The following is an 18,228-nucleotide window of genomic DNA, read 5'->3' as shown; positions in this document are numbered from 1 at the left end:
ATTAAAATTTTAATAAATACTTTAAACTTCCGGTATTAAAAACTTCCTTACGCTTCGATGAGAAGGTTTGTACTTTTTCTAAATGACGATTTAAAGAATCATCTAAAATAAAGGATTTAGATGCTAAAACATCGGTTTGGACAAAACCCAATGTCGAATAAGCTTCACCAGCAGACCAATCTCTATCGGCATAAGTCATAATATCGTTGGGCTTTAAAAGTTCATAGAAATGATTAATTAACTTGCTTAAACCACCGGTAACCGAATAGCCGGATTTTACAGCAAAGCGAATCAGTTCAGCAGATTTATAATTTGCAGTGTGTTTCATTTGGCGTAAGGCCGAAAATGTAGCTACTGCAACTAAATCGTCATTTAAAAAAAGACCTAATTTATAGCGACTGCTTACCGCACCTTGTAAGTGGTTGATGTTTAAAAAAGCATCTGAAACTGGTTTAGTAATTTTAAATACTTTGGTTTTTCTACCATGAATGCGAAGGTTAAGGCCTGTTAAAGATCTTATTCTCGCCAAAACCTGCTGTGGTTTAGTAAGCCACACGTCTTCCCACAGGTGAATGAGTTTTATATTTTGAAGATGGAAATGGTTTTGAAGTTTTAACAGTTCATCAGCCGTAAAGGAATTATGAATGCTAACCAGATTAATCAAAAGGCAATTTTTATCTAAATTAATTAAGCAAAAATTACCTTCTAACTGTATGTTATAGTCTATTTGCCCTTCACTTAAAGCATTTTTAAGATTTTGGTGCCAGGCAATTTTATTGTCTTGAATCTTTTGAGAATAATTGTTCAATCAGATTTTGTATTTAACCGGATTTACTGGAAATCCGCTGCAAATCTAATCATCATTGATCAAAATGAGTTTAAATCCATTCTTTTTCTTTAAAATGGGTATGAATAATTTCGATCAGCGTTTTCAATTCTTTTAGTTTCTCATTATCCAAAGCCTTGATTTTAAGCCCTTTTTTATCTTTTCCGAAATCATATAAATCGTGGTTGGAAGGTTCAAATTCGCTGGTATTTAATTTCACAATTACTTCAGCACCATCAATGTATATTCCGATAAAGAAACGTTCAGTGATTTTCCCTTCTGCTGTTTCAATATTTTTCTCACTGTATAAATCATACCCGGTTTCAGAATTCTCGTGTACTGCATAACCTCGGGTTGCGTAAGGCTGAACACCTGCTCTAATGGTTTGAAAAATTTCTACAAGGTCTGTTTTCATAATTGCTTTTTGATTATAACGATTAAACACTGAAGCCTGTTTATTGTTTAAATTTTATTGTTCTAACCACCACTGTTCAACCGGGTAACTTTGATTTAAAATTACGGTTTCTCCCAATCTTGGCGTAATAATTTTAAAATTCTGCTTTTCAGCCTCTGCCACTACCCTGGTAATCGGTTCGTACCATGCATGCATGGCCAAACTAAACTTACCCCAATGTACCGGCATTAAAATTTTAGCACCAAGATCTTTAGCGGCCTGCACCGTTTCTTCAGGAAACATATGAATGTAAGGCCAGTAAGCATTGTATTGACCACACTCTAACAAAGCAAGATCAAAAGGTCCATACGTTTCACCAATTGATTTAAAATGCGCATCGTAACCAGAATCTCCACCTAAAAAAAGTTTATAATTTTCGGCCTGTAAAACAAATGCTGACCATAATGTTTGATTCCGTTTAAATTTCCGTCCGGTAAAATGCCTTGCCGGAACCGCGGTAAATTTCAGGTTATCCCAAATAATTGCGGTCTCATCCCAATGTAACTCTGTTATTTTAGCCAATGGCACGCTCCACCTTTCCAGGTGCGAACCTACGCCAATAGAAGTTACGATTTTTTTAGCATTTGGCGCAATTTTTAAAATACTCGGGTAATCTAAATGGTCGTAATGATCGTGGGTAATCAGCAACACATCAATATCTTTAAATGCGGTTGCTTTTACAAAATCGGTTCCTAAAAATGCTTTACTGCCAATAAATGAAAAAGGTGAAGGGGTTTGGCTAAAAACAGGATCAACTAAAATTCTATAGCCGTTAATTTTGATCAGGTAAGAGGAATGTCCGAACCAGATAATTTCCGGATTACTGGTTACATTTGTACCCTCTATGGCTGGATGTATATATTGAAGTGGCTTTAAAGGACTTTTATCAGGATGTTTTTCAAATAGAAACGCTTTAAGAAGCCTGAAAAAACTAACGCCTTCGGGTTGCATTGGGGTTACCGACTGGTTTTGCAACGCCCCATCTTTATAATTACCCAAACGGTGAATAGCATTTAAACGATTTCCTTTAGGCAAACGACCAAATACAGGTAAATTGATTACGATCAATAAAATCAGAACCAGCAGTATTAAAATATAAATTATGATCATTTCAAGTATAATAATTAAGCTAAAGTAAGCTGAATTTTATTTATAAAAAAAGCCCTTCCATTTAGAAGGGCTTAGAAGCGGTAATTTAGGTATAAAATTATTTTAAAAGCCACATAACCTTATTCACATCATCACTACCACTATATTGGCTGGCGACAGCTGCCTCTAAATTGGCTGAATTGTAACTTAATTCATTGGAAGGGTATAACCACCTTAATGGAAAATTTGTTGACGGGGTATTTAAATTGGTTGAAGAATTTAATTTAAACACAGGGTATCCTGTTCTTCTATTTTCAAACCAGCCTTGGTATTTGCTGCCTTGCAAGAAATTAGCCAGGTATTTTTGTGTAATAATCTGACTGATTTGTTCTTCTGTTGTTCCGGCCAGCGCTACACCTGCCAATGTTGGATAAGTTGCAATATAGGCCGCGTCCATTTTCATGTTGTGGTGATAATCGGCTAAATCGGGTGTATTGGCAACAATAAAATTCATGGAATTGGTGATGCCTGCGGCATAATAACTTTGGGCTGAAGCGCCAGTTATCCAACCTCGAACGGTTGCCTCAGCCAGTACAAATTCCAAATCCCAGTAACTAAAAACACTTACCGGTTCTGCATTAACCAATTGTATATAACGATTATTAATGTCAGTATAATCTTTATTTACCCGGCGTGTTTGTAAGCTGGAGAAAGAATCAGAAGGTTCAATACTTGGGTAAGCATTATAATCTGTTTCACTTAAACCACCTGAAATTTTAACAGGAGATGGTTTAGCGTAGTAAAATAAACGTCTGTCTTTTAATATTTTTAAAGGTTCTAGTAAAGTATTGGTTAACATGGTGTAATTAGATTTCACAAATGAGTTACCCGAACCTGCAGGTACATCGCTCCATGGATAATTTTGGCCCGCAGTTGCATTGTAAGCCAGTGCAAAATTATCTTTGTAATCACGCATTAATGGCCGGTTAGCCACAATATCCTTAAAGCGGTCAATTACTTTTAAATCGGCATCACCTGTTTTTTTGTATAAATTAATTAAAACATGTAATTCGAAACTGTTTGTAAGTCTTCTCCAGTTGTCTACTTTCCCTGCATAAATTGGATCACCTTCAAAGTTAGCACCTTCAGAAAAAAGTTGGTTCGCCTGGTCTAATTCATTCAATATACCTAAAAATACTGTTTTTTGAGTATCGTATTTTGGCTTTAGAACATTCTCTGTTTCGCCTTTCACGGCATCCGTAAATGGAATATCGCCTACCTGAATGGTGGTCATGTAAAATTGCCAGGCCCGGATAAAATGCCCCAAAGCCATATATGATTTTTTTAATTCATCACTGGTTGCATAATTAACCATAGGCGTAATATTGCGTAAAAGTGTGATCCGGCCAAAATCTGTTCTTCCGATTTTATTATACTGAAGATTCTCCTGTCCTTCTCCCCAGGTCATATATTTTCCCAGTAAATAAGGCTGCATAAAACTTTTTTGAGAACTGATATCGCTCCTTGTGATATTTAAAATCATACCAGTGGCCAACATGGCCGAACTTACTTGTGTAGTTACATTTGGATTGGTATTTATCGCCTCAAATTTCTTACATCCATTGCTTAATAAAACCAGAACAGGAATTATTAATGTATATTTTATTAAATTACTTTTCATAAAATTAGTATTAGAAAGGTGTTAATGTTAGAATCCAACTTTTAAGTTAAAACCAACCATTCTCATTGATGGCGAGTTCAGGTTTTCAGTGTCCACATCCGGATCTGAATATTTAAAGTTGGTCCACATAAATAAATTTTGTCCGGTTAAAGAAAACGATGCGCTTTTCATTCCAACTTTTTCAAGCAATTTGGCCGGGAAGCGGTAACCTAAAGAAACCTCCCGTAATTTGATGAACGATTCGTTTTGAATACCTGCATCTCCGCCCCGGTACCACTGTGCATAATCCTGATAACCAATTTGAGTATCATTTACGCCATATTTACGGGTATCGCTGGTAATCTGGCCATATTTATCATAAGTAACACTTCCTGAAATCACCTTTACCCCCTGACCAACAAAATTATCCTGTTTTAAAACAACCTGATTGTAGCGGTAAATATTATCACTTTCAGGGTTGGTACCCGAATCCCACATTTTATCATACAGGTAGTTGTACATCAATCCACCAATGCGGCCATCAATGTTAACTCCAAGATTCCAGTTTTTGTAGGTGAAGTTGTTGATGAAACCAAAACTAAAATCGGGTTCACCGTAGCCATATTTTTTAACATAATCACTCCATACCGGGAGGCCACTTTCGTAAATCAGACTACCATTTGGATCTCTTAACCAATAATTGCCCGTGTAAGTATCTAAACGTTCTCCTTTTTTAACCCAAAGATTATCAGGGGAATATACCGGATCGAGATTTACATAATAGCGGTGTTGCTTAGACCAGTTAATGGTTGAGTGCCACTCAAAATTTTTATTTTTAATAATAGATCCATCTACTGTAATCTCTAACCCTCTTCTTTCGTAAGTTTCCTGGGTATTTACAATAGCCATATTAAAGCCGCTCGATCCTGGAAGATAAGCTGTGTTACCATTTTCTTTAAGATCTGTTTGCCTGTTGTAGTAATATTTGTTAAAATAAGTTACATCAAAATGTAACCGTTTTTTTAATAAATAACCGGCGGCTCCAACTTCATAAGTTCTTTGCGAACTTGGTAAAAGTCCTTCGCCAATTAAGTAAGATGGATAACTGGCTGCGTTAAGTCCGTTCCATGCGGCAGTTGTTGTGCCATAAGCCCTGTTGATTGCATAAGGATCAAATGCGGTTTTAAATACGGCCCACGATCCTCTCAGTTTAAACATATCAATAACCTCCGGCATTTTTATTAATTCAGAAAGTACGACACTTGAACCGATTGAAGGATAAAAATAAGAACGTGAGTTTTTTGGCTGAGATGAATTCCAGTCATTTCGGCCTGTAAAATCTAAAAATACTGCATCATTCCACCCAAATGAAGCTCTGCCATATAAACTGTTAATTTGCCGGGTTGAATAACCTTGGGAAACTGTTGGTGGTTCAATGGAGCCTGCTACAGAATAAAAAGTTGGGCTGATTAATCCATTTTTAGTGGTGGCATTTAAAGATTCATCAATCCAGTAATAAATTGTTCCACCAGCAAGTGCATCAATCGTCCATTTACTTAGTTTTTTCTTATAACTCAGGATAATATCATCATTAGTACTAAAACCACGTTTATCACTTATAGAATACATTCCTTTTGCATTCCAGCCACTACCGTTAACGGCTCCACCCCTTGTTGAATATATATTGGCGGTAGGATTACGAAAGGTTGTTTTATTGTTGTAATTATCGTATCCCAGGCGGGCCAATAAGCTAAAATCTTTATTAAACTCATAAGTAGCTGTAACATTAGCATTTAAGGTATTTTCCTGATAGCCGTTTAATTTCTCGTAAGCAATTAAATAAGGATTATCATACCAGTTGGTGTACATCCAGTTTTGTGTTTTATTGGGCACTTTCCAGTAGTCTTTATAGTCTCTAATATCGTATTCAGTACCTGTCCACATCACTAACTGATATAAATAGCCTTGATTGCCATAACCACCGCCCCATATCTGATCAGCCCAACGTCTGCCTATACCCACATGGCTTTCCAGTTTAAACTTATCATTGATTTTGATCTCACCGGCAAGGGTTAAATTAATCATGTTCAGGTTTTGATTTGGAAAAGCACCTTTATTATAAATATCATTCAAACCGATTCTGAAGCTGCCATTATCACCTGTTTGTGCCAAGCTGATGTTGTTATTGAATACCAAACCAGTATTCATAAAATTTTTCAGATTGTCTTTTCCTAACGATAACAAGGGACGGTTGGGTTCAAATTGTTTCGTTGCCGGGTTCCAGTCTGTAGCGGTATTTCCGGCATCAAGCTTCGGGCCCCAAACATAATCGTTATCTAAAACACCATTTTGACCACGTCCATAAGAACTTTGAACTTCGGGAATGGCCAAATAACCTAAACTGGCCATGGTATTGCTGTTTACGTCGATAGAAAAACCTTTTCCGGCAGCACCCTTTTTAGTGGTGATTAATAATACACCACCCGAAGCTCTGGAACCGTATAAAGCCGAGGCAGTTGGACCTTTCAGAATGTCCATACTTTCAATATCATCCGTTGGAACATCGCGAAGGGTCATATTTCCATACGGTACACCATCTATAACCAATAAGGCACCTTCGCCACGCAACTCGATTGTTGGCTTAGCGTTAAATTCAGTTGAGTTTTTAATCACCAAACCTGAAACTCTTCCTGTTAACGAAGTTCCAATGTCTACTCCTTTCACGGTCTGCAAATCTTTTCCAGCTACTTTTTGCACTGCATAACCTAAAGATTTTTCAGAACGTTTAACTCCCAAGGCGGTTACAACAACATCAGTTAAACTGTTTGTTGCGGGCTGCAAGCTGATGTTATAACTCTTATCATCGTCCACCGTTATTTCTTTCGTGGTATAACCAATGTAAGAAATCACCAGTACTGCACCTTTCAATGCATTAATGGTAAATGAACCATTGGCATCAGTTGTGGCCCCTATTTTGGTTCCTTTTATGATTACACTGGCACCGATAATAGGCAGCCCTGTTTCGTCTGTTACCTTTCCGCGGATGTTTTCAAAAAAGTTAGGGTAACTCATCTGATCTTTTTTGCGCAGGACAATTGTTTTTTCGAATACTTTATAACTTAATGGCTGATCTTTAAAACAAATGTTCAGCACTTCGTCAATTGAAGCATTTTTTACATCAATACTTATTTTTTGAGCTTTTTCTAGTTCCAGATTATCGTAAAGAAAAACATAATCACTTTGCTTTTCAATTGATTTGAAAATTGCACTTATTGATGCATTTTTCTGTTTCAAGGTAAGGTTTTGGCTATAAACACTTGCACTGACCTGGCAAAGAGTAGCAAGTAAAAGTATTGTGGTTAGCTTCATTACCAATATTATTTGTTTTGGTTTGCACTGTAGCCTAAATACAGTACTAAAGAATGTACTAAAATTCATAACTTTGAATTTGGGTTTAAAACATTATAGCTTAGATAACTTAGTGGTTCCTGCTGAGGATTTATCCTGACAGGGCAATTAATCCCAAACTTTAAGACGGGAAGTGGTACGAACACTTCTCGTTTTTTATTTTGCAGAAGATTAATTAATGAGGTTGGTTTTGTATTATTTCTTCATCAATAATTAGTTTAAATGGTTTGCTTTGTTTTGTATTATGGATTTACAGTTATTTGGTTGTTTTCTATCTTACATTTAATGCCCGAGTAATGAAGCATTTCAACTAGTTTTTCGGCAGTAGTTTTTCTAGGAATTTTACCGGAATATTCTTTATTTAAAACAGATCCTTTGTAACTTACGTTTACATTATACCAACGGGAAACCTGGCGCATAACCGATTGCAAATCGGCATGATCAAACTGGAAATATCCATTTTTCCATGCAATAATGGCCTCAAGGTCGTCAATATCACTAATTTTAATATGTGAAGAAGATTTAGCAATACTGGCTTGTTTACCCGGTGTTAAAATGGTTTTCTCCGGGCCTCTTTTAAGTTCAACCGAACCTTCCAGTAAAGTTGTTCTTTCAAAAGCTTCATCATCGTAGGCATTTACATTGAAATGCGTACCCAGTACTTTAATTTCTGATTGGCTGGTATTTACAATAAAAGGTTTCATTTTATTTTTAAACACTTCAAAATAAACTTCTCCTGTTACTTCTACTTTACGGTCATTGCCAGCAAATGCGGCTGGAAATTTTATGGATGAATTTGCATTTAGCCAAACATGGGTACCATCAATCAGGATTAAATGATACTGACCACCTTTTGGAGTACTCACCGTATTAATCTCCGTGTTTTTCGCATTTACATTTCCAGCGAAAGTATAAACCAGTTCACCACTTTTAGTTTTAGTTATGCTAACACCTGATTGATTCCCAATCTGACCGTCAGCTGCTTGATTAAGGATTATGGTTGAACCATCCGCAAGGGTTAAAACCGCATTATTGCCGCCTGGTTTAATGGTTGTTTTTTGTCTTTTTACAATCGAAGTATAAAGATTAGAATCTGTACGTTTTAAGTAAAAGAATATACCTGCAGAAAAAATAGCCAGCAGGATTGCTGCTTTTGCAAAAAGAAGAGATAAAACTTTAACTCTGCTCTTTGAAGCGGGTTGTACTTGTTTACTTGCTATTTTAGACTTAATCTGACCAAATATTTCGTTTTTAAGTTGCACAGTTTCCTCAGCAGTACTTTCTGCTCCCTGCCCGTTTATCGTTTCGTACCAAGCCTCCAGCATCTGCTTTTCTTCAGGTGTGGCTGTCTTGTTATTGTACTTTTTTAATAGTCTTTGTAATTCTTTGGTGTTCAAAATGATTGGTCTTTGTGAGTATATACGATTAGCTGTAATAAAGTACCATACCCTATTTATTTATTTTCAAAAATTGTATTCAGGAACGCCGTGAATACCCGAATAAACTTAATGCTGAGTAATAGAAATAGGTGAACGGGGACTTAAAACCTGAAATAAACTAATCCCTTAGAAAGAAAATAATTTAGGTGTTACAGATGTTTGGTTAAAAGTAAAGCCAATAAGGCCAGAGACGAATCGTAAATTTTCACACGATCCCGCAGACGCTGGTAAGCCATTTGAAGTTGATTTTTTATCGTTTGTTCTGAAATTGCTAAATCTTCTGCAATTTGCCTGATGGATAAATCATCGTCTTTTTTAAGCATATAAATTTCCCTCATTCTTGGGGGCATGCGCTCAATTTCCTGGTTTATAATGGAAGTTAATTCTTTTTCCAGAATAATATTTTGAGAATACTGATCTGCAGGTACTCCGTTTGCCGCAACGCTTACAGCATAACGTAAACGCACTTCACTTTTTTCGTAAAGTTTAAGAATTTTATTGCGTAAAATCGCATGTGTATACGCAAGTACGCTTCCCTCTGCGTCAAGCAAGTCAATTTTATCCCAAAGACAGATAAATACGTCCTGAACCAGATCTTTTGCAATATCCTTACACTGCACCTTTTTAAAAGCTTGTTTGTAAAGCGGATGCCAATATGCATCGAATACAAGCTGAAAGGCTTTTTCCTTATTTAGTTTTACTAAAATGAAAAAATTACTATCTAATTCCTGATACATACTATTTAAGACAATGAGTTAATTGTAACACATGCTTTGAATACTCCAGACAAGAGGCGATAATTAAACAGGGATAATACAACACGATAATTTTAATTAATAATGATCAAAATAACGGAGTCAATATTAACCTATAGTAAACTTAATGAAAATATTTGGTCAAAAAATTAACTTCTAAAAAAATACCCCTTTTTTAGAGGGGTATTTAAGGGTATTATTTGGGTGTTGTAAACTTAATAATCGTCGTTAAGGGCAAAAATAGGTTTTCTGTGCATCCAGTTTCCACCAGTAAAATCAGGGAAATCGATGGTTTCATTACCCATTTCTATAGATTGCTCACTTAAAGGAGTGATTGCACTCCATGCTGCTGCATCATAAACATCTAAAGGTGTTGGCTCATTGCGTTTAGCAGCCTCAATAAATGCATGAATTACAAAGAAATCCATACCGCCATGACCTGCTCCCTGTGCATCGTTACCGTATTTTTTCCAAAGCGGGTGGTCATATTTATCTAACCATTCTTTTGCTTTATCCCAGGTATGTGGCTTACTTACACCTTCTACATAAATGCTGCTGTTTACATCCATCCACAAACCTTTGGTTCCTTGTACTCTGAAACCTAAAGAATATGGTCTTGGTAAATTGGTATCGTGTTGTAAAATAATGGTTTCGCCATTTGCACAGTCAATTGTTGTGGTTACAATATCACCTAATCTAAAATTCACTTTAGCATTTGGATGATCTGCACCGCCCTTTTCAACTATATAATTATGTAATCCTCTTGATTTTGTTGCGAACGAATTCAGCTTTAAAAAGCGGTTACCGCGATTTACATTAATACATTGTGCAACCGGGCCAATACCATGTGTTGGGTATAAATCGCCATTGCGATAAACAGAGTGGTTGGTTCTCCATTTCGCTTCAGAGAAACCTTTTTCGCCAAACTCTACGCCGTGGCCGTAAGGATTAACACCATCGTTAAATTTAACTTCTCTTAAATCGTGCTGATAACCACCTTGTAAGTGTAAAATCTCGCCAAAAATGCCTTGTCTTACCATGTTTAAAGCAGCCATTACATCTCTGCGGTAACATACGTTTTCAAGCATCATTACATGAGCATCATTTTTTTCAGCCGCATGTACAACGTCCCAATGATCCTGAATGTTGATTCCCAGGATAACCTCCGTTGCTACATATTTAATTCCCGCATCAATTGATCCTAAAATCATTGGTTTGTGAAATTCCCATGGAGTTGCAATTACAATTGCTTTAATGCCTTTTAATTCCAGCATTTTTTTCCATGCATCATTACTGCCCGTGTAAATTTTAGGCATTGGTTTACCACTTTTAGAAATAATGGCTTTACTCATTTGTAACATGCGGTCATCTACATCACAAATGGCGACTAAATCCACATCATCTCTTTTTAACAGTAATGATAAATGGTTTTGGCCGCGAAGCCCTACTCCAATCATTACAACTTTAATCTTTTCTGCTGATGATGATGCAAATAAACTTTGATCCGGGATAGCTGCGAAAGCCGCTGTAGTTAATCCTGCATTTCTCACAAAATCTCTTCTATTCATAATTTGGTTATTGTGTGTATATAGGTTTGATAATTGATTTTATTCGAATGTATAGATATTTATATGACTGAAAAAAAAAGAGGTGAAAAAAAACTACGCAAACGTTTGATTAATTTCGTATTATTACGATTGTAAGAAATTAATGTAGTTTAGTGCCTAATATGTCAGCGAAACCAACAACAATTAAAGAAATAGCCAAAATTTTAAACATCTCACCGTCAAGTGTATCAAGGGGTTTGCACGATCACCCCAGCATTGGTGCTGTAACGAGAGAAAAAATAAAACAACTTGCTCAATCTTTAAATTATCAGCCAAATAATGCCGCAATACTCTTTCAAAAGGGTAAAACATATACTATTGGTGTTATTTTACCTGAGCTTTCTGAGCATTTTTTCTCTACCGCCATCTCAGCCATTGAAGATGAAGCCCTGAAAAAAAACTACACGGTAATCTTTGCTCAGTCTCATGACGATTATGAGCAGGAAGTAAAACTGGTGGAAAAGATGAAAAATCAGCGGGTTGATGGATTATTGGTATCCATTAGTAAAGACACTTCTAAATTTGATCACTTTGAAAGATTAAATTCTTTTAACATCCCTGTGGTTTTTTTCGACAGGATTCCTCCTTTTAAAAATGTACATTATGTAGCCTGTAGCATAGAAAATGCAACAGTTAAGGCCGTTAATTACCTGTTAAAAAAAGGACATAGAACCATTGGAATGATTAATGGCCCCACTACCCTTTTTGCCAGTGAAGAACGTAAAGAGGGTTATATGCAGGCCATTACCTTTAACCGTTTAAAATTTGACCCGTCTCTAATTGTAAACTGCGATTTAACCGAAAAGGGAACCATCGAAGCGGCCAATCAGTTTATAAATCATAAGCGTAAACCTACGGCCATTGTTACTTTTAATGATTATGTAGCCCTTTTTCTAATTAAATATCTAAAAAAGGCCAATGTGGTTAATGAATTTGATGTGGTTAGTTTTGCCAATTTGCCGTTTATCAGTTATTTGGATCATACCCCAATTGCATCCATAGAGCAATATCCCTATTTACAGGGACAAAAGGCTGCAAATATATTATTAGACCTGATCAATAGTCCAAATCCTGAAAGCCAGGCTTATTATAATACACTTGTAGAGTCTGATTTGGTCATAAATTCAGAAAAATTGTAACTGACTCAAACGTTTGCGTTGAGTTTTAGGATTTATTCAGACTTCCGGGCAAAATATTGTACTGTTTTTTAAAGGCAACAGTAAAATGCTGTGGATTTTTATAACCCACCAGGAAGGCAACTTCATTTACTGTTTTTTTCTCGTTGGTTAATATTGAATGGGCTTTTTCCATTCTAAGTTTGTATAAATAGCCAAAAACAGTATGTCCGGTTATTTCTTTAAAGCCTTTTTTAAGTTTATAATCATTGATACCGGCTTTGCGTGACAGCTCCAAAAGAGAGTTGGGATTTTGCAGATCGCTTTCAACCAGTTTTTTGGCCAGCAAAATTTTATTTACATCTTCTTCTTTCAAAGAAATTTTGGCCAAATCAGGGTTTCTTTGAGTATAACAAATAATTAGTTCATAAATTTTAGATTCAAGAAACAATCTTTTAATCCTGCCAGAGTATTTCTGATTAACCAACGATTGTACAATTGCATTAATCTGCAGAGGGGTGTTGAATTTACAATTGGTTAGTAATTCTTCTTTAAACTGCCCGTTTGTTAACTTTTGATAATAAGAGGAAGTAAGCTGAATATAGATGTATTTAACAGTATCCGATGCATTGAAAGTTAAACTTAAAGGTAAATTGAAAGTTAAAAATTGCTGATTCTTACTAATACTGGTTGTGTTTTCACCACATCTCACCTTTAAAGTTCCGTCTAAACAATAGAGAAAACCAATATGATTATGGCCAATCTCAAATAAAAATGACGATGCTTTTGCTAAAACGGAAACGATACTGATGTGTATGCCGTCAAACCATTTTTCTTTAAAATGAATTTGATAATCCTGTTCCTCTGTATAATATTCGCCGGTATCTACGTCATGCTGCCCATCAAAATTTTCAGGATATCCCCTCTGGTACACGCTCTTTCCTGAAGTATAATCTGATAGTTTTAATTCCATAATGATTTAATCCGTTTAACGGTATAAATTATCCGTTTGGCGTTACCTGTTTAGATTGATTATCGACAAATTTGCACAATTATTTATAATTAGTCTAAATAAATGAAAATATATTTATCAATTGCCTTTGTATTAAGTGGATTTGTTGCTTTGGGTCAGGATGTAAGAGTAGATACCGCTAAGGCAAACGATTTGAAAGATGTAGTGATTACGGGGCAGTTTGGTCCGCAATCTTTAAAAAACTCTGTTTACAACGTTCGTACTATAAATTCAGAAAAAATAAGATTAAGAGCGGCTACAAATGTACAGCAGATTTTAAATACGGAATTAGGATTCCGTTTTAGCAACGATTTAACTCTGGGTACAACTGATGTGCAGTTAATGGGGATGAGTGGCAGAAATATAAAAATATTATTGGACGGTGTGCCAATGATTGATCGTTCGGACACCCGTGAAAGCTTAAATCAGATTGATATTAATACTATTGATCGCATTGAAATTATTGAAGGCCCAATGTCGGTTGTTTACGGATCTGATGCCTTAGCTGGTGTAATTAACATCATTACCAAAGGTGCAAGCAAAGCTTTATTAAATTTAGCGGCCAGAATACAGGAAGAAACTGCAGGAAATGAATATGCTGCTTTCAGTGGCAAAGGACAACACATGCAAAATGTAACGGGAAGCTGGCAAAATAAAGGCTGGAGTGCATTAGCTGGTTTTACCCACAATGATTTTAGTGGCTGGAACCTGGCCTCCAAAACGGCTACTATTGATGAAGTTGAATCAGAAACCAATCGATGGAAACCTAAAGAACAATGGCTGGGCAATACCAAAATTGGGTATAGAAATGAAAACTTTAATATTTGGTACCGTTTGGATGGTTTAAATGAAACCATTGATGTTCGTGGCGGCATAAATCCTAATAATTATAAAGCTAAGTTTCAAAGCTATACCACCAACCGGTATACGCAACAGATACAATCAGAGTGGCGCTTAAATCCTAAACTTCGGTTTACGGCTATTGCAGGTTATACCAATTTAAAAAGAGGAACCCGTACGGTAATTCATGATTTTACAACCAGTACAGAAGCATTAACGGATGCGCCCGGCGAACAGGATGTAGCCAAATTTAATTCAACCATTTTCAGAACTACAGCGCAGTATGTACCTAATCCATACATTTCTTTTCAGCCTGGTTTTGAGTTTAACCGCGATGCAGCAAGTGGAGCAAGAATAGCAGGAACACCTGTCATTAATGATTATGCGTTCTTTTTATCTTCTGAAATTAAACCGGCAAAAGGCATCAACATCCGCCCGGGAATCAGGGTAATCAAAAACTCTGTTTACGACGCCCCTCTTGTGCCCTCTTTAAACACGAAATTTAGTTTAACCAAAAATTTGGACTTACGTCTTTCTTACGCCCGTGGCTTCCGTGCACCTGCCCTGCGTGAACTTTATTACGATTTTGTAGATGCAAGTCATAACATTTATGGTAATCCCAATTTAAAAGCCGAACAATCCAACAGTTTTAATGGCTCATTAGCGTGGGCGGGTATACAGGAAAAGGATTTACAATTCCGTTCTACCCTTTCGGGATTCTACACTCAATATAAAAACAGAATCATCTTTGCCTTTGATCCTCAAAATTCTCAGATTACCACACTCCTTAATGTATCTAAATCTAAAACAACTGGTGGAACGTTAGAAAACACCTTAGTTTTCAAAAATGTGCAAGCTTCACTGGGTTTCTCTTATATCGGAAACTATAATGAAATATTAGAGGATGTGCCTTCACTGGATATTCCTGATTTTGTTTGGAGTGCTGAAATAAATGCAAACGTTACCTACAGTTTCTCTGAAATTAACGGAACCATAAGCATTTTTTATAAATATGTGGGTAAAAAACCAAGTTATCAGTTATCAACCGCAAATAATTCTCAAAGTGCCACGCTGGGCGAAGTTGGTGCCTTTAACCTGGCCGATTTAATGATTAGTAAAAAACTATATAAAGGTTTAAACATCAATGCTGGTGTAAAAAACCTGTTCAATGTAACTCAATTAACCAATACATCTACCGCAACAGGCGGGGCACACAGTACAGGCGGCACTTCTGTGCCATATACTTATGGGCGTTCGTATATTCTTGGTTTAACTTATAACTGGAGCAAATTTTAAATAAATAATATAATACTAAAAAAAGAGACATGAATAAATTTAACTCGATTATCGCAATGGCTATTGTTGCAGCCACTTTTACTGCTTGTAAAAAAGACAGCAGCGAACCTGTTATTGTTGTTCCACCATCAGATGGAAGTACATTAACATTAAATGGTTTAATTGGCGCTGAAGCTGGAAGCAGTGCTGGAAACAGTGTTTATGTAGATTTTAGTAAAGACAAACAAACTTCTGTGGCAAGAGCATCATGGGATTTAGGTTTCTACAGCGGTGATGAATTCCGGGTAATTTTAAACCACACAGCCGGAGCAACAGCTATTGCCCTGGATAAAACAGATTTAAACCAGGTAACCGCTGCAGATACAACTGCTTTGGCAACAAGTGCTGCATTAGCCTTAGGCCAAGGTGCTGGTGGTTTTGGCTTGGTTGATGCCGTAAGTGGCACAAAATCTGCATATTTAAGCGGAACCGTAATTAAAGAGGTTTCTGCAACTGATGCGGCGAACAAAGTTTATATCATAAATCGTGGTGCAGCTGGCTTTACAGAAAACAGAGGATGGCAAAAAGTACGTGTTTTAAGAAGCGGAAATGGTTATACTTTACAATACGCTAAAATTAACGAAACTACCTTTAAAACTTTAGTGGTAGCAAAAGATGCTAATTATAACTTTAAAGCAGTTTCTTTTGTAAATGGCCCCGTAAATGTTGAGCCTGCAAAAGCAGATTGGGATATTGAATGGTCTTTATCTACTTACAAAGCGTCTGAAACCATTCCTTATACTTTTTCTGACTTTGTAATTTTAAACTTTATTGCTGGCGTTCAGGCCGGAGAAGTGCTGACTTCGAAAGTAAGTTATGCAGACTTTAAAGAATCAGACATTTCTTCGGTAACCTTTAAATCTGAACGTGATGTAATTGCAGGTAACTGGAGAATTACTTCTGGTGGAACCTTAGGTGTAAAAACAGATCGTTTTTACGCGGTTAAGGATGGTGCCGGAAACGTTTATAAATTAAAATTTGTAAGTTTTATTTCTAACGATGGTGGTACCCGTGGTAAGCCGGTTATGGAATACAAACTGGTTAAAAAAGCCTGATAAATTAATGTGCTCAATATTTGAAAATATGTTTTGTTAGTTGGATAAATGCTCTCCGCGATGGGGAGCTTTATCTTTTTAAAGGGATTTATTTTCATTACTTTATATATTAAAAGATCCTGAAACGAGTTCAGGATGACGATTTTGGATGATTACAATTCACCATAAAACGCAAAAAGGGTTCCGGTATCCGGAACCCTTTTTGTTTCTACTCGCGAAATATTATTTTCCAGAGTTTTTCTTGTCAGTTACTTCTGCACGGATTTCTTGTGCTAAAACTTTAAGATCTTGCATTGCTTTACGCACACGAGTACCAGCAGCTGCATTGCCAGCATTATAAAATTTTTCTACATCTGCTTCAATAGCAGCAACTGCAGCTTTAACTTTTGAGAATTTTTCCATCGCTAATTGATGTTTTTAAGGTTTAAAAAATTTATTTTTTTCAATAATACATATTTACCTTGAATTAACAAGCGAAACTTAACATTTATTTGGAATAAGTTTTGCACATTTTTAAGCTGTCAACATGCCCCTACAACTATAATAACAGTATTTTTTAAAATTTCACTTTAAAAATTCGGCCATTATCCCCTCTTTATTTGAGCTTATTTAATCAATTTATTGCATTATAAAATGTTGCCTTTACGCAGAATATGCAAGCAAGCTAAGCACCATTAGCAGCACTTTCATTTCGTATTAAAGCAGCGGTTTTCCGTTTAGCCATTTACTCCTGATAGTTGTTTCAACAGCCTCCTCTAATCTGTATTTTATTATATATTTGCTCCAAATTAAAAATCCCTTGGCGAAGAAAAATATTTTAGTGGTTGAAGATAACCATGCAATTTTAGATGTAATTACACTTATTCTTGAAAGTGAGGCTTTTAATGTTGTAGGTTTAAATAAGGGTGCTGATTTTATTAATCACGTAAACGAACTTAATCCTGATGTAATTATCATGGATATTATGCTGCCTGACACTGATGGAAGGATATTGCTAAAGCATTTAAGAGCCGATGTTTCTATTGCACACACGCCTGTGCTTATGATTTCAGCCCGCTATAATGCTACTAATTATATGCTTGATGAAGTTGCCGCGGATGACTTTATGGCCAAGCCTTTTAACATTGACGAGCTAATGGATAAAATTTATGCTCTGCTAAAAAAAAGCAGCCATTAATCTGGCATTCCGGGTAATTTAATTCCACTGACTTTTAGGTTTTTCAATAGCTCTTTTTGAAAATTAAGCTTAGTATCGGTAAATCCGTGAGCCTGGCCCCAAGCATTTAAAGTAAGTTTTGTTAAAAACTTCTGTTACCTTATTATAAAAATGGTTAACGTTATTTGTGTCTGCAATCATATTGGGGATGTGGCGTGCTATTTTAATTAAGGTTTTTTATGTTTGACGGGTTCCTTTTTGGTAACACTTACTTTTTTAGCATCCTTGGCTGATGTTACCTGATCATCTGCTCCTTTTGCTTTGGCATTTTTAGGTGCCGTAGCTTTGCTGTTTTCTGCTGATGTTTTTGAATTTTTCATTTTTAAATGTCTTTTGGTTAAAATCTGATGGAGTTCGTTTTATGTTGCTTATGTTAAAACAACCTAATGATTAAAGAAGTTTTTAAATTGATTAAAT

15 protein-coding genes are annotated in these 18,228 nt (G+C 36.0%); 4 read left to right on the top strand and 11 right to left on the bottom strand.

What is annotated here, in order from left to right:
- Position 1: 1 nt before the first annotated feature.
- The 8 genes from O0955_RS06410 to O0955_RS06375 form a co-directional block, all read right to left on the bottom strand.
- Entirely contained in the window at positions 2-808 is an 807-nt protein-coding gene (locus tag O0955_RS06410; protein ID WP_269426713.1) for a hypothetical protein, read from the bottom strand.
- A gap of 70 nt (positions 809-878) precedes the next feature.
- Positions 879-1,241 carry a hypothetical protein gene (locus O0955_RS06405; protein WP_269426712.1) on the bottom strand — a complete coding sequence of 121 codons (363 nt, stop codon included), beginning with the start codon at positions 1,239-1,241 and terminating at the stop codon, positions 879-881.
- Positions 1,242-1,295: 54 nt separating this feature from the next.
- Positions 1,296-2,390, bottom strand: coding sequence for an MBL fold metallo-hydrolase (locus O0955_RS06400; RefSeq protein ID WP_269426711.1), 1,095 nt, complete (start codon positions 2,388-2,390; stop codon positions 1,296-1,298).
- A 97-nt stretch (positions 2,391-2,487) separates the two neighbouring features.
- Positions 2,488-4,050 carry a SusD/RagB family nutrient-binding outer membrane lipoprotein gene (locus tag O0955_RS06395; RefSeq protein ID WP_269426710.1) on the bottom strand — a complete coding sequence of 521 codons (1,563 nt, stop codon included), beginning with the start codon at positions 4,048-4,050 and terminating at the stop codon, positions 2,488-2,490.
- Between the two features lie 27 nt (positions 4,051-4,077).
- Positions 4,078-7,398: a SusC/RagA family TonB-linked outer membrane protein gene (locus tag O0955_RS06390; RefSeq protein WP_269426709.1), complete on the bottom strand. Its 3,321-nt coding sequence runs from the start codon at positions 7,396-7,398 to the stop codon at positions 4,078-4,080.
- 281 nt (positions 7,399-7,679) lie between these two features.
- The gene (locus tag O0955_RS06385) at positions 7,680-8,834 is read right to left on the bottom strand and encodes a FecR family protein (protein ID WP_269426708.1); all 1,155 of its coding nucleotides are present in this window, start codon (positions 8,832-8,834) and stop codon (positions 7,680-7,682) included.
- A 191-nt stretch (positions 8,835-9,025) separates the two neighbouring features.
- On the bottom strand, positions 9,026-9,613 hold the full coding sequence (locus O0955_RS06380) for an RNA polymerase sigma factor (RefSeq protein WP_269426707.1): 588 nt from the start codon (positions 9,611-9,613) through the stop codon (positions 9,026-9,028).
- A 233-nt stretch (positions 9,614-9,846) separates the two neighbouring features.
- Positions 9,847-11,199, bottom strand: a complete 1,353-nt coding sequence (locus O0955_RS06375) for a Gfo/Idh/MocA family protein (RefSeq protein WP_269426706.1) — start codon at positions 11,197-11,199, stop codon at positions 9,847-9,849.
- 161 nt (positions 11,200-11,360) lie between these two features.
- Here O0955_RS06375 and O0955_RS06370 point away from each other — a divergent pair, with 161 nt between their 5' ends.
- The gene (locus O0955_RS06370; RefSeq protein WP_269426705.1) at positions 11,361-12,377 is read left to right on the top strand and encodes a LacI family DNA-binding transcriptional regulator; all 1,017 of its coding nucleotides are present in this window, start codon (positions 11,361-11,363) and stop codon (positions 12,375-12,377) included.
- A gap of 25 nt (positions 12,378-12,402) precedes the next feature.
- On the opposite strand, the gene O0955_RS06365 is transcribed toward O0955_RS06370, so the two are convergent.
- Positions 12,403-13,326 carry a helix-turn-helix domain-containing protein gene (locus O0955_RS06365; protein WP_269426704.1) on the bottom strand — a complete coding sequence of 308 codons (924 nt, stop codon included), beginning with the start codon at positions 13,324-13,326 and terminating at the stop codon, positions 12,403-12,405.
- A gap of 102 nt (positions 13,327-13,428) precedes the next feature.
- Here O0955_RS06365 and O0955_RS06360 point away from each other — a divergent pair, with 102 nt between their 5' ends.
- Positions 13,429-15,501, top strand: coding sequence for a TonB-dependent receptor plug domain-containing protein (locus O0955_RS06360; protein ID WP_269426703.1), 2,073 nt, complete (start codon positions 13,429-13,431; stop codon positions 15,499-15,501).
- 29 nt (positions 15,502-15,530) lie between these two features.
- Positions 15,531-16,595 carry an HmuY family protein gene (locus O0955_RS06355; protein WP_269426702.1) on the top strand — a complete coding sequence of 355 codons (1,065 nt, stop codon included), beginning with the start codon at positions 15,531-15,533 and terminating at the stop codon, positions 16,593-16,595.
- 222 nt (positions 16,596-16,817) lie between these two features.
- On the opposite strand, the gene O0955_RS06350 is transcribed toward O0955_RS06355, so the two are convergent.
- Positions 16,818-16,997 carry a hypothetical protein gene (locus O0955_RS06350; protein ID WP_010602585.1) on the bottom strand — a complete coding sequence of 60 codons (180 nt, stop codon included), beginning with the start codon at positions 16,995-16,997 and terminating at the stop codon, positions 16,818-16,820.
- 397 nt (positions 16,998-17,394) lie between these two features.
- On the opposite strand from O0955_RS06350, the gene O0955_RS06345 reads away from it, so the two are divergent.
- Positions 17,395-17,772, top strand: a complete 378-nt coding sequence (locus O0955_RS06345) for a response regulator transcription factor (protein WP_269426701.1) — start codon at positions 17,395-17,397, stop codon at positions 17,770-17,772.
- Positions 17,773-17,978: 206 nt separating this feature from the next.
- Here O0955_RS06345 and O0955_RS06340 read toward each other — a convergent pair whose 3' ends face one another.
- Entirely contained in the window at positions 17,979-18,131 is a 153-nt protein-coding gene (locus O0955_RS06340; protein WP_269426700.1) for a hypothetical protein, read from the bottom strand.
- Positions 18,132-18,228: the final 97 nt, after the last annotated feature.

Source organism: Pedobacter punctiformis, from assembly GCF_027213715.1.
GTDB classification, from domain to species: Bacteria; Bacteroidota; Bacteroidia; order Sphingobacteriales; family Sphingobacteriaceae; genus Pedobacter; species Pedobacter punctiformis.
This window is presented reverse-complemented; position numbering and strand designations above follow the sequence as displayed.